Below are 23,165 nucleotides of genomic sequence, written 5' to 3' on the forward strand. Positions count from 1 at the left end.
ACTTGCCTGAACGCTGGCGGGTATTGCTGAGAAACAGATGATGAAACCTCTAATGCTGATGTTGTTCACTCTTTGTCTGACCGGATGCGTGCAATACAAATGGGTTAAGCCCGATGCATCTGAGCAGCAGGAAACCATAGCGGAAACAGCCTGTCAGGCTCAGGCGCTGCGGGATTTACCGCCTGATAATATCGTCAGCGGTAAATACACCTCGAAAGACAGTAAATATAAAACGACTGATACCGACTACTCAACCAGTGACGCCAATGAAAGTCAGCGCGAGATACTGGTGAAAGACTGTATGTTTAAAAAAGGCTGGCAACAGATTGAGGTTCAGCAATAGCGGTCTGTGAGGTCAGGTCAAAACCTGGCCTTTTCCTGTGAGTTTTACTTGTTCCGCTCAACGTTTATTTCTGCATCATCTTTATGCTGCGCAGAACGCTGACGCCGGCAACGCTCTGAGCAATACAAAACCTCATTCCAGCACTTCTCCCACTTTTTACGCCATGACATCGGTTTGTTACAGGTTTTACAGTAACGAACCGGTAATGACTTTTTATTACCTTTAAACACTTCAGACCTCTGCAGAAGTAATCATCGCGCTGACGTTAACGCATCAGTTGTCAAGTGTAGCTTAGCCTGCGGTAATTCCTCCCCATCTCTGCGATAGCTACGTGCATGGTGTTCAGATCAGGTAATGCGGATGCCTGTCCTTACCCGCCTAATCCCAGAACGGATTTACAGTGCAAATTTATCATTAGCAACTATTTAAACTTGCGTTGCTCTGCAACCTCAGAATGAACCCTGCATAAGTGAAAATCTACAGGGTTAATTACACCAGGCAACAGTCCAGCGCAGTTCATACCCGCACTGGTCAGGCCGGTTATTGATTACTCTGTTCATCTATACGTTACGTGGTGGACTTGAAAAAAGAAGAGGTTGTCAAACCACTTATCAAACTGGCCGGGATTGTGCAAATAAATGCTTGATTTAATGAGACTTAATCAATAATCCTGGAGAAAAATGGCATTCAGGCTTGAATCCACAGCCTGTCGTGGGCTTATTAGCTGCAGGCGCTGAATGAACAAAGGGTAATTATTACCGTAAATAATCATTTTAATGGCAGCAGGCAGGCGATGATTCTGCTTAACCCGTATCCATCTGTGTGAGTGCACGGCATTTTTCACGCATATTTAAACCAATCGGCAGACAATTTCGCAGCACTGCTATGCGTTATGTTACGTTCCTGAAAAAAACAGGGAGGTATAAATAAATTAAACTATTATCATGAACTTACCACTATGATGCTGAATCAGCTTTTTTGACAATAAATTAGCGAAATAATTCATAGCAGGATTTTTACAGCGAAATTACGCACAGCATCATTGCTCTGAGCAGTAGCTGCGTGTGAGCTTTGCAGCTGACGTTATCCTCTTTCTCAGGACAAGCATGCGAATAGCGAAGCGACTCCGCTGCCACTGCACAAAAACCAGCACGATTAATCCATAACCCTGCTAAATTACCCCCCACGTCTCAGGTAATACGGGTTTTAGCCATTTTGAGTGAAGTGAGTAAAAAAATGGCGTAAATTTACTTTTGTTTAACCAGCATGCGTTAAATAGAGTTTCAACTCTCTCAGAAACAGATTAATATGTTAAGGTTGAACTATTGGTTCTGTATTATGATTCTTCGAAGGCAAGCATTTTAAAAAAAGCAGGTCCGACGAAAAGCATCAGCGTGAATCCGCTCTGTATTTTTATTATCTGAACATGACTATGGTGACTTTGATGAGTGACACTCTCAACAGCTTGAATAATATCCGTACCCTCCGCGCAAATGCTCGCGAGCTTGACCTTGCTGCCCTGGAAGAAATGCTGGAAAAACTGTCGGTTGTGGTCAGTGAGCGACGTGAAGAAGCTCAGGCTTCTGAAGCGGCTAATCGTGAAAAAGCTGAGAAGCTGGCAAAATACCGTGAATTACTGTTGCAGGAAGGTATCGACCCTAACGAACTGTTAAATGGTATGCCGACTAATCCCGCTGAGAAGAAAAAACGTGCGCCTCGTCCGGCTAAATATCAGTATACCGACGAGAATGGTGACGTTAAGCAGTGGACAGGTCAGGGCCGTACCCCTTCGGCGATTAAATCAGCCATCGATGCAGGTAAATCGCTGGACGATTTTCTGATCTAATTCAGGATGTCTCGATGAGAACCGCCTGACGTTGCTCAGGCGGTTCTTTATCAGCAACAGACGAAAAACACTAACTTCATACTTCCCCTGCCTGTACATACGATGCTTATCCATCTTTATACACAATCATGCACAGACACTAACCTGAATGTAATTTCCGAAATGCTCTGCGCAATTTCGTTGCAGATAAAAGGTTTCATTCACTTACCTTAGCCGTTTTATCAATTTACAACAGACCGGGAAACACGTGCGATGATGATTTCCAACCCGTTCTGCTGGCCAAATGAAAGTTCGGGCGTATTACCATCAGGGTCGCCAAAGAATGCCCGGTAACTAACGGTTATTTCAGACTGCTGCGTAATACCCCTTCGCGACGCGAAATTGCCACCTGTTCATCTATCTCTTCGCGACGGCCGCAGGCTAAGCCAATACGACCAAAAGGCCCCAGCGGCGTACTGTTACTGTTATCTGATTGCACCAGCACCAGAGCAAAAGGTCCGGTCAGTTCTGACAGCCATGCGATTTTCTGCGCGTCCGCAACGCCCGATTCTCGCCGATGTATTACCCGCATCCGGCATAACGGCGATAAAAATCCACGCTCTTTACTGAATCGCGTACCAGTGCAAGATGAGTGGAACCGGTATCGTCTGACATGATCGCTCCCTGTTGAAGTTGAGCGATCATCGTGCCACAGGGCAGTTCAGAATTTCATCATGCGTGCTTAGCCGGACGTTCTTCACACATTACCCGATTGCGCCCTGCCCGTTTCGCACGATACAAAGCCTCATCCGCGCGCTTTATAAGCCCCTGTTTCCCATGCTGTAAATCAGTAGCGAAATACATGGCACAGCCAGCACTCAGGGTGACGTGCTTTTGCGGCAGCTCAGTAGTCATATGCGGAATAGCGAGCCGATTAACGGCTGCGATGTGGTGGCGAGCTGCTTTTCAAGCTCGCGTTGCACTTCGCGCAATGAAAGTTCGGTTTGCAGAAACGTATCGTCAGCCTGCCGTGCCTGCGACAGTGAGAGATTCACGGCCGTATCCTCAGCTTTACGGACGGTTTCATTCCAGTTTTCCCGCAGCGTCAACACATTTAATCCAATTACCGCCACGGTGAGCAATACGCCTGAGAGCATAATGCTTCTCAGCAGCCGCGAAATTTCTGATGCAGAACCATTATTTTTACGGCGAAACTTCATGCCTGTCCTTAATAAACCCTGTTGACTGATTTCAGCACGGTTAGTCAAAAGCACGAATGCAAATCCCCGCAATCCCACTTCGATAATGACAATCCCTATTAAACCAGCAGAATTCGCTTAAATCTTCTCCTCAAATGGCTCAACCAGTATCCATAATGCAGGATTTATAGCGAATTAACCCACATTTAAGCTTCAATTCTCAGGCAGGTAAATGTTACCCTTGCTGGCTGAATAATTTGCACTTTATTGATTAACTTGAGTATTTGAGGAATTTTATGACTAAGAACCTGAGCAGCCTGAATAATATCCGCACGCTTCGTGCAGAGGCGCGCAACATGGCTCTGGATATGCTCGAAGAGTTGCGCCAGAAATTAGAGACCGTGGTAAATGAGCGTCGTGATGAGGAAAACGCACGAGCGGCAGAAGCCCGTGAAAAAGCGGAGAAACTGGCTTTTTATCATGAACTGTTAATGGAGGAAGGGATCAATCCGGCGGAACTGGTGAATAGCGATGCTATTGCGGTATCCGGGAAAAAGAAACGCGCGAAACGTCCGGCGAAATATCGTTACACCGATGAAAATGGTCAGGTACGCGAATGGACGGGTCAGGGCCGTACTCCCTCCGTCATTAAGGCGGCGATTGAAAATGGCCAGTCGCTGGATGATTTCCTGCTTTAGTCGCAAGAATTCCTGCCGGATCACACATTATCTTCCGCCACTCTCGCGTTGTTCATCTCCGGCTGTGGACCGCGAAACGTCCGGCGCCACTCACTGGGAGTGACGCCAAACCGGGATTTGAAACGCTGCCGGAATGAAACAGGCGAATCAAAACCTGCCCTTGCTGCCACGCTTTCAATACTGATACCGGTGGTTTCGAGTAACTGCTGACTATGCTGCAGACGCTCAGCCGTCAGCCACTCACCCAGTGACATGCCCGTCGCCTTGTGAAAATGGCGCGTCAGCGTCCGCCGGCTCATACCAAGCGACTGTGACAGGGTGTCGAGATCCTGCGGCTGATGGATAGTCTCTCGCAGGGAGGCCAGCAGCGCATTGATCCTGCCGTCGCGGGTCGTTTCCGGAACCGGCCGCTCAATAAACTGCGCCTGCCCACCTTCACGGTAAGGCGGCACCACCATACGCCTGGCTACCCGATTCGCTACAGCGCTGCCATAGTGCTGACGAATGATGTCCAGACAGCAGTCGATACCCGCCGCGGTGCCGGCAGAGGTGATCAGACGATCGTCCCGGGTATAAAGGGCATTGCTGTCGAGGTGAACCTGTGGAAAGCGTTCGCTGAAATCGCGCTCAAATTCCCAGTGAGTAGCAGCACGATGCTGATCAAGCAGGCCTGCATAAGCCAGTACGTAAGTCCCCAGACAAAGTCCGACCACCTCTGCGCCACGCTGCCAGGCAGCTACCAGCTTATCCAGCAGCGCCTGCGACGGTTTTTCAGCCGGATTATGCCAGTATGGCACAATAATGATATCGGCCCGATCGAGCAAGCCGAGCCCGTTTGCCTCCATGATTGACAGCCCCATATCTGAGATCACCGGGCCTTTTTTTTCTGCGCAGATATCAATCTGAAACAGACCCTGCTGCGGGAGAGCAGAGCCGAACAGAATGCAGGGAACTGAAAAATGAAACGGACTAAAACCGGCCGTTGCCAGCACCGCGACGTTCAGAGCAGTCATCTTATCCCCTTTTTATGAAACGCATGATTTAGCCCTTACCGCGTAGCTGTGCCGGTTCAGGACGACGATGCTCAGAATGTCATTGCTTCACCATCTTCCGGGATTAGTACCCGGTCAGCAATACCCTGTTCCAGGGTGTAAGCGCGCAGTTCAGCGCGTGTCAACAGACAATGGTTAATCGCTTCCATGTGCGAAGTCACCAGAGTCGTTTCAGGCAGAATATTGAGGGTGCGCAGCGTATCCTCCTTTCCCATAATAATGGGGCCATAGAGATCGTTAGTCGCATTGCCGGCATTGATTACCACGACCTGCGGCTGAAAACGTTGCAGCGTTCTGACATAAGGTTTAACCCAGACGGTATCCCCGGCAATGTAGAGCGTTTTTTCGGACGGATGGGTAAACACCAGACCGCAGGCATCGCCCAGAATATCGCCCATGACTTTGTCGGCATACAACGCATTGCTGCCATGCTGACCCTCCGTTTTGTGGATCGTCAGGCCGTCAACAAACGGATTTTCATCCTGCAGCACCCGAACATGTGCAAAACTCTGCGAACGAATAAGCGCTGCATCACGTTCATTCTGGCTATAGATCATCATCGTCTTTGGTATCAGCTGCTGCGCGGCCTCGTCCCAGTGGTCCATATGTGTATGGGTGACAATCACTGCGTCTACCGCCAGCAGTGCCTCAACCGGGAGAGGCAGTTCAGCCATGGGATTGCGCAGATGGGGACGGGCATTACCGGCAAAGCCAGGCCACGCGTCTTTATCTGCCAGCATCGGATCGATCAGGAATTTTTTGCCCGCATACTCCAGCAGCAGTGTGGCGTTACGAATCTGGGTCAGTTTCATTTTGTGCTCCGCAAAGGGTCTCTTTGACACCAGCCAGACTTACAGGCTGCGATAAATTCACTTTACGGCACTTTCTGACCTGCGCGTGACAGGCTCACAGGACAGTGTTCGATGGATTCGGGCCACTTTTGAATGTATCGCTGACTGGAGTCTGAGGGTGATGGAAAAATGGGCATGACCTGAGTGTGAAACGAATTTTCAGTATCAGGGCTGACAACATGAGGACAAAAAAATGCCGCAGCAGGCTGCGGCATGTTCATTTCAGGTTCGCATCAGAAATCGGCTTTCAGAACTACACGGTAATTAGCTTTGCCGGCGCGGACGTGATCCAGCGCTTTATTGATGTCTGACATCGGGAAGAACTCAACCTGTGGCGCAATATCTGCACGCGAAGCGAGTCGCAGCAGCGAGCGCAGCTGACCTGGTGAGCCGGTTGACGAACCGGTTACCGCTTTGTCGCCCAGGATCAGATCAAACGCGCTGACTTCAATTGGCTTCATCACGGCACCCACGGTGTGGAATTTACCCTGAGGCGCCAGCGCGGCGAAATAAGGTTTCCAGTCCAGGTCGACTGCCACGGTGCTCAGGATCAGATCATAACGACCCGCCTGTTTCTTCAGGGCTTCAGGATCACGGCTGTTAACCACTTCATCCGCACCCATATCCAGAATCGACTGCTTCTTATCCGGCGTTGAGCTGAAGGCCACGACTTCGGCACCCATCGCGTGCAGGAGTTTGATCGCGATATGGCCCAGACCGCCGATACCAATCACGCCAACACGGCTGGTCGCAGTGATGTTGCTCATCAGCAGCGGTTTGAATACGGTAATACCGCCGCACAGCAGCGGACCGGCGCTGGCCGCATCCAGTTTTTCCGGCAGCGGGATAACCCATTGCCAGTCGGCGCGCAACTTCTCGGCAAAACCACCCTTATTCATGATGGTCGGGATGCTGCCCTGCTGACAGTTAACCTGCTCGCCGTTGATACAGGCATCGCAGTGCTGACAGCTTTTAGCTGTCCAGCCGATTCCTACACGCTGGCCGATTGAGAGACCTTTGCTTTTAGCCGCTTCGCCAAGGGCAGAGACGCGGCCAATCACTTCATGTCCTGCAATCACCGGGAACTGAGAGATGCCCCACTCGTTATCGATCATCGACAGATCTGAGTGGCAGACGCCACAATATTCGACCTGGACTTCGACTTCTTCGGCTGCCAGTTCGGCGGCATCGTACTCATAGAGTTCAAGGGCCTGGCCAGCCTGCATGGCTGCATAACTTTTGATTTTCATTAGTACCTCTGCGTGGTTAATCACCGACAAGTGTAACAACTGAAAGCCTGCCTTGCCTGGCCGTTACGCTTACACCGCACTTTTTTGTCTTTTATGCTGATAAATCAGCCTTTAACCTGCGCCCCGGAAAGCGTTTGTAACACTTTGAGCTGCGCGACCGCTTCCTGCATCGCATCCATTCCCTGCGTCAGTTCACGCAGGCTGCCGAGATGCTTCGCAATGTCGGCGCGCTCATGTCGGGTCTGCTGATTCATGGCCGCCAGAGTATCGGCCGCGCTGATACTGCGCTCCGCCATCTGTGCAGCCGTCTGCGCCGAGTCACTCGCCACCAGCCGGATACGTGAGATGGTGGTGACCGCCTCGCCAATGTTACTCGCCGTGGCTTCGGCCTGCTCTTTCGACGAATGTGCCAGACGACGAACTTCACCCGCGACTACCGCAAAGCCGCGGCCAGCCTCGCCTGCGCGTGCTGCTTCGACGGCGGCATTCAGCGCCAGGATGTTGGTCTGGAAAGCAATATTGCTGATGCCATGTGTAATCTCATTAATGCCATTCGAGATTTTTTCCAGATCGTCCAGCCCTTCATCCAGCCGGCCCTGCGCCTGCTGACTCTCAGTGGCGATGTTGCTGATGTTACGGATACTGCTTTCTGCAAGGCTCAGCGTTTCTCCCTGGCTGTGCGTCGCCGTTTCGAGTACCGGTAGCGCCTCCATCAGCGGCGTCAGCGCCTGCTGATAGTTGATAACCCGATCCAGCACCCGCGTCTGAATGGTGTTCAGCGCTTCCCAGCGGCGTAACGCGCGCTGCGCGTAATGGGCCGCATAGCCGGCATACTCCACCGGGAACTGGCTCATCGCTTTGACGTCATGATTGAAAAACACCAGCGCAGAAAGCGTCTGGTTGATAGGCACGCCCAGGATTTCACCAAAGCTGGAAAAACCGGCGGCGGCAATCCCTTTGAAGAAATGAGCATTGTGCAGCTTATCGGCATTACCGACACGACGCAGGATACAGTCGTTCATCAGAATCGCCGCGGGTTTGCCGTGCCGGGCGGTAAAAGCCTGCCATTCCTGCTGTGTCGCCTGTTTAAACTCTTTTTCTTCCATCAGGAACAGCCGATCGCCAAACTCAAGGTCACAGAAAAACTGCACGCCACCCGATTCAATTTTGGCGATTGAGCGAATAAAGTATTCGCCGCCGACTTTGACACCAAAGGTCAGCCCCTTCAGGCGTTCAGTCAGCTGCGCCTCGGTGCAGTTAAGATGCTCACACAGCGACGCCACAAACGGCTGCTGCTGCCCCTGGCGGTTAAACACGGAAGTGACCGTACGCGCAATCGGATCGGCTTCAGCAATCAGCCAGCTCTGTTCGCGTGGCGTGAAGTTCTGGCTTTTAAACGGTGCAAAGGATTTTCCTGCTGCCATCTGGCAGAACACGATGACGGCCTTGCCCTGCAGCACCCTGCCACCCGCACCAATCCAGGTGCCATCAAAGGTAATTTTGCCACCGGCTGAACCGCCAATCGCCAGGCACGGGAAGCGCCCGCTGTTATACCAGGCCTGCATCAGAAAGCCTTCTGACGCCGACAGGCCGTCGCAGTAAATCATCGCAAAAGTCCGATCGGCCGAGAGCGGCATCCGCACCTGTAACCGCATCAGCTCCTGCTGGATGGCGGTGATACGCTGACTGGCGGTCTGCGTATCGGCAACATGCAGATCGACAATGTGCGTTTCATGGCTGGCGATCAACGTGTCGGGCAGCCAGAGATAGCTTCCTTCCGGGCCATTGCCATCACAGTAGGTGCTTTGCGATCGGCTGCTGCTCAGCGCACCATTGGAGGAAAGCGTCAGTACCGTCAGATCGGGGGTGTTAAAGCGCTGCCAGGCCTGGCTGACCCGCTGAAAATCGGCTTCAGGCGGAACAAATGTCATCAGAATGCCGCCCGCGCGCGAGCTTAAACCAATGGAGGAGAGTGAATCTGGCAATGCACGACAATCCCAGGTGCCATTCGCTGGCTGGCTGCTACGCCTAAGACGGGCAACAGGCAGGCGTCTTTTGATCGTCTTAATGATCGACATATTATTATTTTCACTTTTATATGAGTAACTTGCGCTTAAATTCGCGCTTTCTGGTGTGTAGAAGGAGGGCTAAATGCAGGTCCGTTCGCGTTCAGAACTCGTCGCTGAGTGCCGGGTTCATCATTGAGTGGCGCGCTCAACGCCATTGGGTTATCGCCACCAGCGGGAAAACCTTTAGCGATTGCTGCAGTTGGTTTAATGAATGAAGTTGTTACATTTTAGTAGCATAAAATAAGCCGGGACAGGACTGTGGCGGGCAGATGTAAAGCTGTGCTGGTGACTGATGATTACTTTTTGCGATGCAGACTCATCCGTTTTTAAGGGCCTGGGTCTCTTTTATTGTGGCTGTCGGAAAAAGAGAGCGCTCAGAAGGTTATTCTGCCGCCTTCACGCGTCTCTCTTCATCAGGCCACTTCACCGCTAAAAAATGAGCAGCGCTCTACTCATTATGCACTCTGCTCCTGCCAGTGCCGCTCGCAGCGCTCCCGTGCTTCCGCAGGCAAATCGCGTAAATCGGGCAGTGTATCGCCGGAACCGTAGCCCATTGATCCCGTCGCTTCCTGCTGTTCATCCTGCGCGGCGAAGCTGATTTTTTCCTCCAGTTTCTGCCAGCCATCGCCCTGCTGTCGTGAGATCACAGCAAAAGTGGGCGTCTGTGCATCATCGCCGTAGATTTCATATTTCTGCTTCTGCTCGTCAGAACCAAACTCAAGCGTGTCGATTAATGTCGCGTCGCTCATAGCATTCTCCTTTTTCGTCAGGCCTTTAAGCGTAGTTCATCGGTCTTTGCCCTGCTGCGGCGAACGGGCAGCCGAAGTTTAATCTCTGACTTATCAAGGTATTAACGCTGTGCATTTGCATAAACGAAGCGGTCGACTAAGCTTCCTGGTGTGACTAGCTAGTCCTTTTTATCTAATGGAACATTGATATGAGGTCTTCCTATGACACAACAGAAATACAGAGGTGGTGCCGGTAATTTTGCCAACGATCCAGAACGTGCGAGTGAAGCTGGCAGTGCAGGAGGCAAGGTCAGTGGGGGCAATTTCAAAAACGATCATGAAAAAGCCAGGGAAGCCGGTCGGAAAGGAGGCAAGATTAGTCGCCGTCCTTCTAAGTAATTCTGAATAAAGCGCTTTAGGACGTTTTACGCCATGGAGTGGCATCTCTTCTGAATGAATTCACGACGATGTTCATCCCTTATCTCTCTCTGCCATTAAATACTTTTACGCTATTTCACCTCTCCGTTATTCGTGACCCGAATAGCAGGTCTGACGGAACGCTTTATTTTCAGTCGCAGGAGCCGTAATTTCAGCCCGCCGGTCCTGTCCGACAGACGAGCTGAGAAGGTTATTTTGCGTCACGATGCCGGGTCAGGTAGTGCTTCACCAGCACAAAGAACAGCGGAACGAAAAACAGAGCCAGCACGGTACCCGCCAGCGTGCCGCCAATGATACCGGTACCGATGGCGATGCGGCTGTTGGCACCGGCACCGGTCGCCACCGCCAGCGGGATCACCCCGGCGATAAAGGCCAGTGAGGTCATCATAATCGGTCGCAGGCGGTTTCGCGCCGCCAGCAACGCCGCAGCACTCAGCGAACTGCCCCGACGCACCGCATCCTCGGCAAATTCGATAATCAGTATCGCATTTTTGGACGTCAGCCCGACCGTGGTCAGTAACGCCACCTGGAAGTAGATATCGTTGCTTAATCCGCGCAGCGCCACGGCCAGCACCGTACCCAGTACACCGAGTGGCACCGCTAACAGCACGGAGAACGGCACCGTCCAGCTCTCATACAGCGCCGCCAGACAGAGGAAAACCACCAGAATCGAGATCGCATAAAGCGTGGTCGACTGCCCGCCGGCCTGCTTCTCCTGCAGCGAAAGTCCGCTCCACGCACCCGTCGTGCCTGCCGGTAGTTCATTCGCCAGCCGCTCAATGGTGTTCATGGCATCACCAGAGCTGAAGCCTTCGGCGTTTTGTCCCTGGATTTCATAGGAGGCAGAACCGTTGTAGCGGTTAAGACTTTCCGGCCCCATGGTCCAGCGGGTCGAAGCAAATGCGGAGAACGGCGTCATGGTGCCCTCACTGTTACGGATGTACCACTTATCCAGATCCGATGGCGCAGAGCGATACTGACCATCGCCCTGCAGATAAACGCGTTTCACCCGGCCACGATCGATAAAGTCATTAATGTAGGCTCCGCCCCAGGCGCTGGTCAGCGTGTCGGTCACATCATCCAGCTGAAGTCCAAGCGCCACCGCTTTGCTGGTATCGATATCAATCTGCAGCTGCGGTGTCTGTGGCAGGATATTCGCCCGCACACCGATCAGATCCGGGCCTTGTGCGGCGCTCTGTAACAGCTGATCGCGCAGGCTGCCCAGCTGCTCACGCGTAGTGCCACCACTGGCCAGCAGCTCATAGGTGAAACCATTATTCTGCCCCAGCCCCGGCACCGACGGCGGCGTCAGCGCAAAGATCTGTGCATCCCGAATCGATGCAAGCGCATAGGTGGCGCGTCCGGCAATCGCTTCAGCAGAGTTCTCACTGCCGGGTCGCTGGTCCCAGTTTTTAAGCTTGATAAACGCCATACCGGCATTCTGCGCTGCGCCGCTGAAGTTAAAGCCGTTGATGGTAAAGACCACATCAATGTTCTGTTTCTCCTCCATCAGAAACCAGTCAACGATCTGCTTATTGACGGCCTCGGTGCGGCTGGCCGTAGCGCCCGCCGGCAACGTCGCCTGAAGCATAATGCTGCCCTGATCTTCAGTCGGCAGGAAACTACCCGGCAGTCGGGTGAACATGACAAACAGTACCACGCCCATTGCGGCGTAGAGTGACACCATGATGAGCGGACGACGCAACGTTCTCACCACTTTGTGACGATACTGACGCTCGGTGGCAGCATAAAAGCGGTTAAATCCGCCAAAGAAGCCTTTGCGATGGGGTGCTGTTGGCCGCAGCAGCATGCCACATAGCGCAGGCGTCAGGGTCAGCGCCACCACCACAGAGAAGGTCATGGCGGCTATGATAGTCACGGAGAACTGCCGGTAGATCACGCCAGTTGAGCCTGCGAAAAAGGCCATAGGCAGAAAGACAGCGGAAAGCACCAGCGCAATAGCCACCAGCGCACCGGAGATCTCTTTCATCGACTTTTCCGTTGCCTCACGCGCCGGCAGACCTTCGTCATGCATAATGCGCTCGACGTTTTCCACCACCACGATCGCATCATCCACCAGCAGGCCGATGGCCAGCACCATCGCAAACAGCGTCAGAGTATTGATGGTATAGCCGCACAGCGCCAGCACGCCAAAGGTGCCAAGCAGAACGACCGGCACCGCCAGCGCCGGTATCAGCGTGGCGCGGATGTTCTGCAGGAACAAGTACATCACCACCACCACCAGTGCGATCGCCTCGATCAGGGTGATGACCACATCCTCAACGGAGATTTTGATGAAATCGGTGCTATCGAGGGCATAGGCCACTTCGTAACCTTCCGGCATAGAATGGCGATATTCTTCAACTTTGTTTTTGACCAGCGTCGCCGTGGCCAGCGCATTCGCACCCGGAGCCAGCATTACGCCGACCCCCGCCGCAGGATGCCCGTTGAGTCGGGTGGTCATGTCATAAGATTCGCCGCCCAGCTCCACCCGCGCCACATCCCCTACCCGCACGATGGCACCGCTTTTATCACTTTTAACAATGATGTTGCGGAATTGCTCAGGTGTCTGCAGTCGCGACTGCGCTCTGACCGTGGCGGTAAGTTGCTGATTGTCGGGCGATGGCAGGCCACCAATTTTACCGGCTGAAACCTGAATGTTCTGCGAGCGTATCGCCGCAGACACGTCGGAGGGCTGCAACGCAAAGGCGTTAAGTTTGAAGGGATCGAGCCAGATGCGCATCGCATACTGGCCGCCGAACACCTGGATGTCACCGACGCCTTCGGTCCTGGCCAGCGGCTCCTGCATATTGCTGACCAGCCAGTCGCCGATATCGGTGCTGTTGCTTTTGCCTGTCGTGTCATACAGCCCCATCACCAACAGGAAGTTCGACTGCGATTTGGTAACGGTGACGCCAAGCTGCTGCACCTCGCTGGGCAGACGGGAGAGCGCCTGCTGTACCTTGTTCTGCACCTGCACCTGCGCGGTGTCCGGATCGGTGCCCTGACTGAAGGTGACGGTGACCGACACATTCCCCTGCGAGCTGCTGCTGGAGGTAAAATAGAGCAGATTATCCAGCCCGGTCAGCTGCTGCTCAATCACCTGAGTGACGCTGTTCTCCAGCGTCTCCGCAGAGGCACCGGTGTAAGTTGCACTAATATTCACCGAGGGCGGTGCAACATCGGGATATTGTTCAACCGGCAGCAGCGTAATAGAGAGCGCGCCAAGCAACATAATTAAAATGGCAACAACCCATGCGAAGACGGGGCGATAAATAAAAAAGCGAGAAAACATCAGCGGGATCTCTTCCTTTGGGGCGGGTGCAAGACCTGCATTCCTGCAGGTCAACAAACTGCGTTGATTATAGGTTGTTACATCCGGTTAAACATCCTGACGTTATCTTTTCCTGAACCGGGCCGATCGCGACATTGTGCCGCCAGTTCGCTTTGTAGCAGCCAGAACGGGTCACTTCCGGCGTGGTTGCCAAAAACCTCGGTGTGGAATGCATCTGATGATGCACTGAGCAAAATGGTCATCCCTGACTATCCTGAAATAAAGGATATTAACCAGGAGAGAACAATGAAATTTTTCTACTTCGTTTCACTTATCGCCTCTGCTCTCTATTTACTGATCTTCCTGCCCAAACTCCGCACCCGCCGTGAACCTATTGCCTACTGGGGATGATGGATTTATCTGGGAGCTAACGCGATTTTCTGGGCGGTTTATGGCGTGCGGCACTACATTTAGCGTGGAATTTAAAGCAAAGCGGTAAATAATCATGTTTCTTACGCCATGCTGCTGATAGGTAAGGCTGGCGCGGGCAACAGGATAAGTTTTCAGTCGCGGGTAGTTGCCGGTGATCGCTTTAAGCTTGTCAGCCTTTCTTCCCACGTAACAGGAGTATTTCTCCTTGGGTTCCGTTGTGGGATATAGTGGCTGCACTATCGTGAACACACCTCTGCAAAACAGGTAATAACGGCAATGGCTCTGATCCCCAAAAACTATTCGCGGCTGGAAAGCGGCTACCGTGAGAAAGCACTTAAAATCTATCCGTGGGTGTGTGGGCGCTGCTCACGAGAATTTGTTTATTCAAATCTGCGCGAGCTGACGGTTCACCATATCGATCACGACCACACTAATAATCCGGAAGATGGCAGCAACTGGGAATTGTTGTGTCTCTATTGTCACGATCACGAGCACTCAAAGTACACTGAGGCTGACCAGTATGGCACCCGCGTGGTGGCTGGCGAGGATGCACAAAAAGATGTGGGTGAAGCGACCTACAATCCGTTTGCTGACCTGAAGTCGATGCTGAATAAGAAGAAGTAACCGCTGAATGTTGAGCCTGTCAGGACAACAACGAGCTGACAGGCTCAGCCCCGTTCCGCACCTGCCGCATAAAAATCGCCCTGCAACTGGCAGGCCCGCGTTGCGCTATCCAGATCCAGACAGAGATCGACATCCTCCTGAAATCCGCGCTGTTGAAGTTCCAGGGCTGAAGCGCATTCGCGAAGAGATAACAGATTCAGCTGCCGCCAGGCGGCAACCGCGCCTGCTGCTTCAGGGGAGCAACGGTCATGCCCGATGGCTGCAATAATGCCACCGGCTGCAGCATAGTCCTCTATGGCCGGGCGAAGCGTGCCATCGGGCCAGCGCTCTCCACAGGGGATAACCAGAATACGCCCGAAGTTGCGACAGGCCTTTGCTGTCTGCGTGAGATTCCTGAAACAGCCGCTGAATACAGTGACGCCCGCAGCCCTATCACGGGCCAGGAATGAAATCGTTGATCCATTGGGAGACGGCAGAACCAGCTTCTCGCCCTGTTCTATTTTCCGAATCGAGGCCGGAGAGAGACTAAAACCGCCTGCGTCAGACAGTCTGTCGTAGCTGGCGAGTCGTGCGCCGATGTTGTTTGCAAAACCGATGGCAGATGCATCTTTCCATGGATAAGGATAAACCTGTGCTCCGTTATCGACCGCCAGGCTGACACAGGTAGAGAAGGACATCACATCGACGATAATGATGCACTCCACGTCTTTTGCCGCGTAGCGGACAGCAGCATCGCCCCACTCAAGACGAACGTTAAATCTCTCCTGATCCCACCATTGCATATCTCATCCTCCGTTACAGCCTGTCAGGTGTGCGCCGCTCAATCCACGACACGCCATTGGCGGGTCATCCCCAGTTAAGTTATCAGCAGAGTTAAAGTACATTGAAGTTATTACCGACACTAAAAATTGAGGGCCAGGAACCTGGCCTTGTATAGTTAGTCAGGGCTTCAGACTTTTCAATAATAACCAGAGCGCAGAATGATGATTTCAAAAGAGAATGCAGAACACTATAGCTGGGGGGACGGGTGTGATGGCTGGTATCTGATGAACCGCAAAGATATGTTAGTCATTCATGAAAAAATGCCGCCCGGCACCCGTGAAAAAAGACACTATCATGCTTCATCCCGGCAGTTTTTCTTTGTTCTTCAGGGCGTGCTGTCGATGGAACTGGAGGGCGAAGTGCATGATATCAGTGCGCAACAGGGAATCGAAATTCCGCCACACGCTAAACACCAGGCCAGAAATAACAGCGATGCGCCAGTAGAATTTATTGTAATTTCTCATCCGACAACACGAGGCGATCGTACTGACCTCTCCTGATCGGCCAGCAGCGCCGGGCAATGGCGCTGTCTCATGATGTGTACAGATACCGGCTGAACGATAGTTTAAATACCAGAACGGCTTATTAATTTGTGCGGTAATAACGACCCGTTATATTTACCCGACTCCCGCTACGCTAATAATACCGTTGTGAATATTCTTTTTTTTAGCGTACAGATGGAAATATTAACCGTAATGACTTTACCTGCAAGAAATCAAATTATTTAGATACCACAGAATTACCACCGCATTATTATTCTTTTATAACAATACGTTACTTAAAATCCATTTATTGCCAGTCATAACAGCTTTGCTGTTCCTGATAAATTTCCCAAGGGATCGCACACGGCCGTCCCGTTTATTATTGCGTGACCCTCACGCTTATTTCATACCAGAAAAACAGAGCGCACGGCCACACCGAAACATTTTGAGAAAAAATTTCGCTGAATAATAGCCAGAATCCACGTTGCTGTTCCTTTTTATGTACCAGGCTTAGCCAATAACAATAGAGACAATGTGGAGCATTATGAAAGAGCAAAATCGCACAAATGGCATCGCCCCTTATGGTGGTGCCGCCGGTGGCTGGGGCGCACTAAAGGCGGTTGCCGATGCGATCCGTGGCCAGATGTCAGTAAAGCAGGATGTGATTGCCCTGTTTAAAGTTAATCAGCCGCAGGGCTTTGACTGTCCGGGCTGTGCCTGGCCCGACCCGCAGCATGCCTCATCCTTTGAGTTCTGCGAAAACGGCGCAAAAGCCGTCTCGTGGGAAGCCACCAGCAAGCGCACCACTCCGGAATTTTTTGCTGCTCATACCGTGACCGAACTGTGGGAGCGCAGCGCACTGCATCTGGAGGGCGAGGGACGGCTGACCCATCCCATGAAGTACGATCCCACTACCGACACCTATCAGCCCATCGAGTGGGAGACGGCGTTCCAGGAGATTGGTGAGCATCTGCGTAGCTATGAGGATCCCGATAGCGTGGAGTTTTATACGTCGGGCCGCGCCTCAAATGAAGCGGCGTTTCTGTGGCAGCTCTTCGCCCGCGAATATGGCACCAACAATTTCCCCGACTGCTCAAACATGTGTCATGAACCGACCAGCGTCGGACTGCCGGAGTCGATTGGCGTCGGCAAAGGTACGGTAGAGCTGGAGGATTTTGACCACTGCGATCTGGTGCTCTGCATCGGCCATAACCCTGGCACCAACCATCCACGCATGCTCGGCACGCTGCGGGAAGTCTCTAAGCGCGGTGCCACCATTGTGGCGATCAACCCGCTGCGTGAGCGCGGGCTGGAACGCTTTACCTCGCCGCAGAGTCCGATTGAGATGCTCTCAATGAGCTCTACTGAGCTGGCTTCGACCTATTACAAAGTGCGGGTGGGCGGCGACGCGGCGATGCTCAAAGGCGTGATGAAGATCCTGCTCACCCTGCACGAGGAGGCATTGAGCCATGGCAAACCCGGCGTCATCGATGAAGCGTTTATTAACGAGCACACCGAAGGCTTTGATGCCCTGAAAGCTGACCTGGAAAGCACCGACTGGGCGCACATCCTCAAAGTCTCCGGCATGGCGCGTGAGGAGATCCAGCATATCGCCCGACTCTACGCCAGCGCTGAACGGACCATCATCTGTTATGGCATGGGAATTACCCAGCATCAGTACGGCACGCAGAACGTCCAGCAAATCGCGAACCTGCTGCTGATGCGCGGCAACATCGGTAAGCCGGGTGCGGGGATCTGTCCGTTACGCGGTCACTCCAATGTTCAGGGTGACCGCACAGTGGGCATCACTGAGATCCCGCCGCAGTCGCTGCTGGATAGCATTGAAAAGGTCTTTGGTTTCCGTCCGCCACAGGAACATGGTCACGGCGCTGTCGAGGCGATCAAGGCGATGCGCGATGGTAAAGCCAAAGCGCTGCTCTGTCTGGGCGGTAACCTGGCAGAGGCAATCTCCGATCCACAGGTGACATTCCCGGCCATGCGTAATTTAGATCTGGTAGTGCATATGGCCACCAAGCTGAATCGCTCACACCTGTTACTCGGAAAACATAACTATCTGCTGCCGGTGCTGGGCCGGACTGAGACCGATGTTCAGGCGACCGGCGCGCAAAGTGTGACCGTTGAAGATTCCATGTCGATGGTACACGCCTCGCGCGGTTCGCTGAACCCGGCTTCACCCCATCTGAAATCTGAACCGGCGCTGGTCGCCTCACTCGCTAAGGCAACCCTGCCAGACAGCGTGGTTGACTGGTCAGCCATGGTCGCCGATTACAGCCGTATCCGTGATGCCATTGAAGCCGTGTTCCCGGCTTTCGAAAACTTCAACGAGCGGATTAAGCATCCGGGTGGTTTCCGGCTCCATAACGCCGCATCAGAACGCGTCTGGCTCACGCCTTCCGGTCGTGCGCAATTTAAAGTAATGCAGGGCATCAACGAAGATCCCCGCTCGCTGAAGTGCCATGATCTGGTGCTCACCACCCTGCGCAGTCACGATCAGTACAACACCACGCTGTACGGACTGAATGACCGCTATCGTGGCGTGACGGGCCGCCGCGATGTGCTGTTTATCAATGCGGAAGAGGCGGAGAAAAGAGAGCTGCGGGTGGGTGACCGTGTCGATCTCATGGCGCTGGATCCGGAGGGTAATCCCACCTCGCGTCAGATGAAAAACCTGACCATCGTGATTATTGATATGGCACCTGGTTCAGTCGGCGCTTACTACCCGGAGGCCAATGTGATGGTTCCGCTCGATAGCCACGATACCAAAAGCGGCATTCCCGCCTATAAAAGTATTCCGATTGCTATGACGCGCGTAACCGACGAGACGCACACCACCTCAGGTATTCTTCGCTAGTCTGACTTGCAAGAGAGTTAATATTGCCAGCGTGGCCGGTGTTCCGGTCACGCTGTTTTTGCTTGTCGGCCTGCCGGCACCCTTTTTTCGGCCCTCCAGCTGTTTTATCACCCGTAAAGCACCCCGCGCGAAGTAACCCGAACGGCAGCATCGTATACACTGATGTGCTGAAAACAGCTCTATAAACGATCGTCTCTTTTTTGCCTGCGCTGACGTTCAGCGCCCTACCGGAAGACTGCCATGTTTCACCTGATTTTCAGCTTACCCAGCTGGTATGTTATTGCGCGCGTCATCATTCCCTTATCCCTGCCACTGGCCATCAAGATCCTGCTCTCCGCACTGGTTTTACTGGCCTCACAATATCTGCTGGTAAGCCGCTTTACGTCGGGCGGTATTTTCTCCGCCGAAATGCCCCGCATTATTATCATCCTGTTTAACTGGGCGTACAGCACCGTGCTGCTGCTGGCGCTGCTCCAGATGCTGATGGATGCGGTCATGCTGATCGCGCTGCTGTTGCGGCATCCGCTGGAGCTGGTGCCCGGTGTTCGCTATCTGGCTGTGGTGCTGGCGATGGTGCTGGCTGCCGTTGGGGTACAGCAGGCGATACGCGTGCCGCCAGTCAAAGAGGTAACACTGGTCCTGCCCAACCTGCCCGCTGAGTTCGAGGGCTATCAGTTGTTGCAGCTGACTGACCTGCATATCACCCGGTTGTTTAATGCGGCCTGGACCGCCGCGATGGTTGAGCGCGCGATGTCTCTCAACGCCGATCTGATTGTGGTAACGGGCGATGTGATCGATGGCAGCCTGGAACACAGGCGGCATGACGTCGCGCCGCTGCGTGGGCTGGCAGCCCGTGATGGCGTATGGGCGATTACCGGTAACCACGAATATTTCTTCCATCAGACAGTCTGGACGGCCCACCTGGCGTCACTGGGGCTGCAGCCGCTGCTCAACAGCCATACCGTCATCCAGCGCGGTGCGGAAAAGCTGGTGATTGCCGGTCTGCCAGATGCCTCCGCACCCGGCAGAAATGCAACCGGCCCCGACCTGGCCCGCGCGCTGGCGCAGGCACCTGAAAACGCACCGGTTATCCTGCTGGATCATCAGCCGCGCAATGCCCGTCAGAACGCGGCGCAGGGCGTGGATGTGCAGCTTTCAGGGCATACGCATGGCGGGCTGATTATCGGACTGGACCGGCTGTTTGCTAAACCCAACGCCGGGTTTGTGTCCGGGCTTTATCAGGTTGGCGGAATGCAGCTCTATGTGAATAACGGCACGGCACTCTGGCCGGGCATGGCGGTCAGGCTGGGCCGCCCTCCGAACTGACGCGGATTACGCTGCGCCGCCAGCGGTAATCGCGTGACGAAATTACGTCAGGAAAGTGCGGTTTTCGCAGGTGTGCATAAGCTTGAGTGAGACAAAGGAGATCACCATGACGATGTTATGTACCGCCTGCGGGACGGCTTATCCCTCTGATGCCCCGAATCAGCACTGTAAAATCTGTGAGGATGAACGTCAGTACGTTCCGGCTGCGGGTCAGGGCTGGATCGCGTTTGACGCGCTGCGCACCAGCCACGCGAATAAGTGGACGGCCCACAGCGATGCGTTGTTAAGTCTTAAAACGGTGCCTGAATTTGCCATTAATCAGCGTGCCTTTTTGCTGCGTACGCCGCACGGCAACGTGCTCTGGGATTGCATCGCTAACCTTGATGACGCCACGTACACGCTAATCGCGGCGCTGGGCGGCATTGATGCTATCGCAATTTCTCATCCGCACTACTACACCACCATGCAGGAGTGGGCAGAGGCGTTTAATGCGCCCCTGCATCTGCATGCCCGAGATCGGCAATGGATTGTCCGGGAAAGCCCGTATATCCGGTTCTGGGAGGGGATTCACTGGCGCTGATGCCGGGTGTAACGTTGTTACGGCTGGGCGGCCACTTTCCAGGTGGCAGCGTGCTGCACTGGGACGAGGGCGAAGGGGTGATGCTGGCGGGTGATATCATTCAGGTCACGCCGGGTGCGCATGGCGTGTCGTTTATGTGGAGCTACCCAAATATGCTGCCACTGTCAGCCGCCACAGTAGGCGACATCCTGCATCGGCTTGATGACGTAACATTCAGTCAGCTTTATGGCGCGTTTGAAGGTCAGGAAATTCGTGAGCAGGCGAAAGAGAAAGTGATGCGGTCGGGAGAAACCTATCTGGCCTGTCTGCAGGATCATCAGGCGTAGCAGGCGTTGAGAGAATAACAGCCGCCCACAGGTGGCGGCTGTTTTAACACTATTATGCTGTCTGGAACACCGCAACCATGGTACGTAACTGCCCTGCGCGTGCGGCAAGCTCATCAGCAGAGGAGGCCGACTCTTCCACCAGCACGGCGTTCTGCTGCGTCACCTGATCCATCTGGTTCACCGCAATATTGACCTGCGAAATGCCACTGCTCTGCTCCTCAGATGAAGAAGAGATATCACGCATCAGCTGAGAGGTCTGTTCAATGGCACTGACGCTCTGCTTCACTTTGTCGCCTGCGTTCTGCGCCATCGCAATCCCTTCCTGCGCGTGACAGACCGACTGCTCAATCAGGCTCTTGATCTCTTTTGCTGCACTGGCTGAACGCTGGGCCAGCGCCCGCACTTCGGATGCGACAACCGCAAAACCTTTGCCCTGCTCACCGGCGCGCGCCGCTTCAACCGCTGCGTTTAGTGCCAGAATATTGGTCTGGAAAGCGATGCTGTCGATCACGGAGGTGATCTCTTCAATCTGACCCGAACTGCCGCGGATTTTGTGCATGGTCTGCATCACGGAATCCATCGCCGCGCCGCTTAACAGTGCCGCCTGCGTCGCTGATTCTGCGCGATCAGAAGCAAAGCGGGTGTTATCCGCATTCTGCTGAATAATTGATGCCAGCTGTTCCATACTGGCCGCTGTTTCAGCCAGTGAAGCCGCCTGCTGTTCGGTGCGCGACGAAAGATCACCATTGCCTCGGGCAATCTCTTCTGAAGAGTTGGCAATGGTGGCGGCGTTACCTTTGATATCCGAAACCAGCTGGGCAAGACGCTGCTGCATCCGCATCAGCGCATTCAGCAGTTCAGCCATTTCATTACTGCCGGAAATCGTCAGCTGTGCTGTCAGATCGCCCGCCGCGACGCGACTGGCCACTTCGACCGCTTCTTTGACCGGGCGGGTCACAGAGCGGGTGATCATAGCTGCCAGCAGGATGGACAGCACGGCAATCGCCAGCAAACCCGCCAGCAGCAGATACTGTGCCTGACGACGCGTATCAATCTGCGATTGCAGTAACGCCTGCAAACGGGCGCTGCTCTGGGTACTCAGCATGCCGTAGCGGTTGATCGCCTCAGTTAAGACCCGTACATATTCAACCGGGGTAATGCTGACCTGTCCGGTTACAATGGCACCCCTCAGCCAGCTGTAATGCACTCAGGGCCTGCTGTTTCGCATTCTCCGCCAGGTCACCAAGGTCGTCTTAAGATCGGGTTCAATCATGAACACCTTATCCATATTGCCGCTGAACTGTGATAAGGCCGTTTTGCCATTATCTATCTGAAATGCCAGACGACTGCGATCGGCATCCGATGCTTTACCGCTGGCAATTAGCGAAGCACCATTGCCGCGAATCTGACCCAGGGTTTCAGTGAGCAGCGGCAGACGGCTGTAAATACTGACGATCAACCTGATAGGTGTTTAAATCGCATCCAGCGAGAGCTGATAAAAATCCAGTACATCCTGACTGGTGTCCAGGAGCACCTGGATCAGATGAGTATGCCGCGTCAGGCTGCTCGCCAGGGTCAGCCGGCCGCCATTGAGATCTTCCTGCAGTTGACGCCACTCCTGATTAACCTGCTCAAGGCGCTTTAATGGCTGAGCCTGCTCATCGCTCTGACGCAAATCGGCAGCAATGCTGTCAGATAAGCTATTGATCTGTGAGACCAGGGACAGGCGCGGCGGATTATCCATTTTGTTCTGGCCAATCGCTATAGCGCTTTCCGCCCGATGGCGCTGCAGCAGGTTCAGCAACTGCAGGACTTTTTTCTCAACCGGAATACCGGTGAGTTCGACTTTTTTGGTATCAATAAGCTGGTTGCCTGTCTGAATAAACAGAAAGGTAGGTAAAATAAATAACACCAGTGCAAAGGCTCCCAGTAACAGGAATTTTGCTGGCAAATTAATCCGGTCGAGTATTTTTT

General features: G+C 53.5%; 17 protein-coding genes and 5 pseudogenes. 9 read left to right on the top strand and 13 right to left on the bottom strand.

Annotation, left to right across the window (positions count from 1 at the left end; genetic code table 11):
• Positions 1-40 precede the first annotated feature (40 nt).
• Positions 41-343 carry a hypothetical protein gene (locus FA92_RS22210; protein ID WP_081463829.1) on the top strand — a complete coding sequence of 101 codons (303 nt, stop codon included), beginning with the start codon at positions 41-43 and terminating at the stop codon, positions 341-343.
• A gap of 44 nt (positions 344-387) precedes the next feature.
• Here FA92_RS22210 and FA92_RS22925 read toward each other — a convergent pair whose 3' ends face one another.
• The gene (locus tag FA92_RS22925; RefSeq protein ID WP_072009015.1) at positions 388-573 is read right to left on the bottom strand and encodes a DUF2256 domain-containing protein; all 186 of its coding nucleotides are present in this window, start codon (positions 571-573) and stop codon (positions 388-390) included.
• 1,214 nt (positions 574-1,787) lie between these two features.
• On the opposite strand from FA92_RS22925, the gene FA92_RS22215 reads away from it, so the two are divergent.
• Entirely contained in the window at positions 1,788-2,189 is a 402-nt protein-coding gene (locus tag FA92_RS22215) for an H-NS family nucleoid-associated regulatory protein (protein WP_033785290.1), read from the top strand.
• A 221-nt stretch (positions 2,190-2,410) separates the two neighbouring features.
• Here FA92_RS22215 and FA92_RS22220 read toward each other — a convergent pair.
• Both FA92_RS22220 and FA92_RS22225 read right to left on the bottom strand, forming a co-directional pair.
• Positions 2,411-2,846 (bottom strand): annotated as a pseudogene (locus FA92_RS22220) (VOC family protein).
• Between the two features lie 290 nt (positions 2,847-3,136).
• Positions 3,137-3,325: pseudogene (locus FA92_RS22225) on the bottom strand (GGDEF domain-containing protein); the annotation flags it as partial.
• Between the two features lie 338 nt (positions 3,326-3,663).
• On the opposite strand from FA92_RS22225, the gene FA92_RS22230 reads away from it, so the two are divergent.
• On the top strand, positions 3,664-4,065 hold the full coding sequence (locus FA92_RS22230; protein WP_013356522.1) for an H-NS family nucleoid-associated regulatory protein: 402 nt from the start codon (positions 3,664-3,666) through the stop codon (positions 4,063-4,065).
• A gap of 20 nt (positions 4,066-4,085) precedes the next feature.
• Here FA92_RS22230 and FA92_RS22235 read toward each other — a convergent pair whose 3' ends face one another.
• From FA92_RS22235 to FA92_RS22255, 5 genes are all read right to left on the bottom strand, one after another.
• Entirely contained in the window at positions 4,086-5,078 is a 993-nt protein-coding gene (locus FA92_RS22235) for a helix-turn-helix domain-containing protein (RefSeq protein ID WP_033785292.1), read from the bottom strand.
• 71 nt (positions 5,079-5,149) lie between these two features.
• The gene (locus FA92_RS22240) at positions 5,150-5,929 is read right to left on the bottom strand and encodes an MBL fold metallo-hydrolase (protein WP_033785293.1); all 780 of its coding nucleotides are present in this window, start codon (positions 5,927-5,929) and stop codon (positions 5,150-5,152) included.
• 272 nt (positions 5,930-6,201) lie between these two features.
• Complete coding sequence (locus tag FA92_RS22245; RefSeq protein WP_033785294.1) at positions 6,202-7,218, bottom strand: NAD(P)-dependent alcohol dehydrogenase; 1,017 nt, start codon at positions 7,216-7,218, stop codon at positions 6,202-6,204.
• A 104-nt stretch (positions 7,219-7,322) separates the two neighbouring features.
• Positions 7,323-9,296: a methyl-accepting chemotaxis protein gene (locus tag FA92_RS22250; RefSeq protein ID WP_033785295.1), complete on the bottom strand. Its 1,974-nt coding sequence runs from the start codon at positions 9,294-9,296 to the stop codon at positions 7,323-7,325.
• 446 nt (positions 9,297-9,742) lie between these two features.
• Positions 9,743-10,036, bottom strand: a complete 294-nt coding sequence (locus FA92_RS22255; protein ID WP_013356516.1) for a hypothetical protein — start codon at positions 10,034-10,036, stop codon at positions 9,743-9,745.
• A gap of 201 nt (positions 10,037-10,237) precedes the next feature.
• On the opposite strand from FA92_RS22255, the gene FA92_RS22935 reads away from it, so the two are divergent.
• Complete coding sequence (locus tag FA92_RS22935; protein ID WP_009093122.1) at positions 10,238-10,414, top strand: general stress protein; 177 nt, start codon at positions 10,238-10,240, stop codon at positions 10,412-10,414.
• Positions 10,415-10,643: 229 nt separating this feature from the next.
• Here FA92_RS22935 and FA92_RS22260 read toward each other — a convergent pair whose 3' ends face one another.
• Together FA92_RS22260 and FA92_RS23395 are read right to left on the bottom strand one after the other, a co-directional pair.
• Positions 10,644-13,748, bottom strand: a complete 3,105-nt coding sequence (locus tag FA92_RS22260; protein ID WP_033785296.1) for an efflux RND transporter permease subunit — start codon at positions 13,746-13,748, stop codon at positions 10,644-10,646.
• A 77-nt stretch (positions 13,749-13,825) separates the two neighbouring features.
• Positions 13,826-13,990, bottom strand: a complete 165-nt coding sequence (locus FA92_RS23395; protein WP_156105749.1) for a hypothetical protein — start codon at positions 13,988-13,990, stop codon at positions 13,826-13,828.
• 445 nt (positions 13,991-14,435) lie between these two features.
• Here FA92_RS23395 and yajD point away from each other — a divergent pair, with 445 nt between their 5' ends.
• On the top strand, positions 14,436-14,783 hold the full coding sequence (yajD, locus tag FA92_RS22265) for an HNH nuclease YajD (protein WP_013356513.1): 348 nt from the start codon (positions 14,436-14,438) through the stop codon (positions 14,781-14,783).
• Between the two features lie 44 nt (positions 14,784-14,827).
• Here the strand turns inward: yajD and FA92_RS22270 are convergent, their stop codons facing one another.
• Positions 14,828-15,565: a 2-phosphosulfolactate phosphatase gene (locus FA92_RS22270; RefSeq protein ID WP_033785297.1), complete on the bottom strand. Its 738-nt coding sequence runs from the start codon at positions 15,563-15,565 to the stop codon at positions 14,828-14,830.
• 201 nt (positions 15,566-15,766) lie between these two features.
• Here FA92_RS22270 and FA92_RS22275 point away from each other — a divergent pair, with 201 nt between their 5' ends.
• The 4 genes and pseudogenes from FA92_RS22275 (at position 15,767) to FA92_RS22290 (ending at position 21,191) form a co-directional block, all read left to right on the top strand.
• Entirely contained in the window at positions 15,767-16,105 is a 339-nt protein-coding gene (locus FA92_RS22275) for a cupin domain-containing protein (protein WP_033785317.1), read from the top strand.
• A gap of 526 nt (positions 16,106-16,631) precedes the next feature.
• On the top strand, positions 16,632-18,959 hold the full coding sequence (locus FA92_RS22280) for an FdhF/YdeP family oxidoreductase (protein WP_033785298.1): 2,328 nt from the start codon (positions 16,632-16,634) through the stop codon (positions 18,957-18,959).
• 240 nt (positions 18,960-19,199) lie between these two features.
• A pseudogene (locus tag FA92_RS22285) lies at positions 19,200-20,314 on the top strand (metallophosphoesterase).
• 77 nt (positions 20,315-20,391) lie between these two features.
• Positions 20,392-21,191 (top strand): annotated as a pseudogene (locus FA92_RS22290) (MBL fold metallo-hydrolase).
• Positions 21,192-21,243: 52 nt separating this feature from the next.
• Here FA92_RS22290 and FA92_RS23745 read toward each other — a convergent pair.
• Complete coding sequence (locus tag FA92_RS23745) at positions 21,244-22,398, bottom strand: methyl-accepting chemotaxis protein (RefSeq protein ID WP_239780567.1); 1,155 nt, start codon at positions 22,396-22,398, stop codon at positions 21,244-21,246.
• 264 nt (positions 22,399-22,662) lie between these two features.
• A pseudogene (locus FA92_RS23750) lies at positions 22,663-23,165 on the bottom strand (methyl-accepting chemotaxis protein); the annotation flags it as partial.

This window comes from Pantoea sp. 9140, assembly GCF_000745295.1.
GTDB classification, from domain to species: Bacteria; Pseudomonadota; Gammaproteobacteria; order Enterobacterales; family Enterobacteriaceae; genus Pantoea; species Pantoea vagans.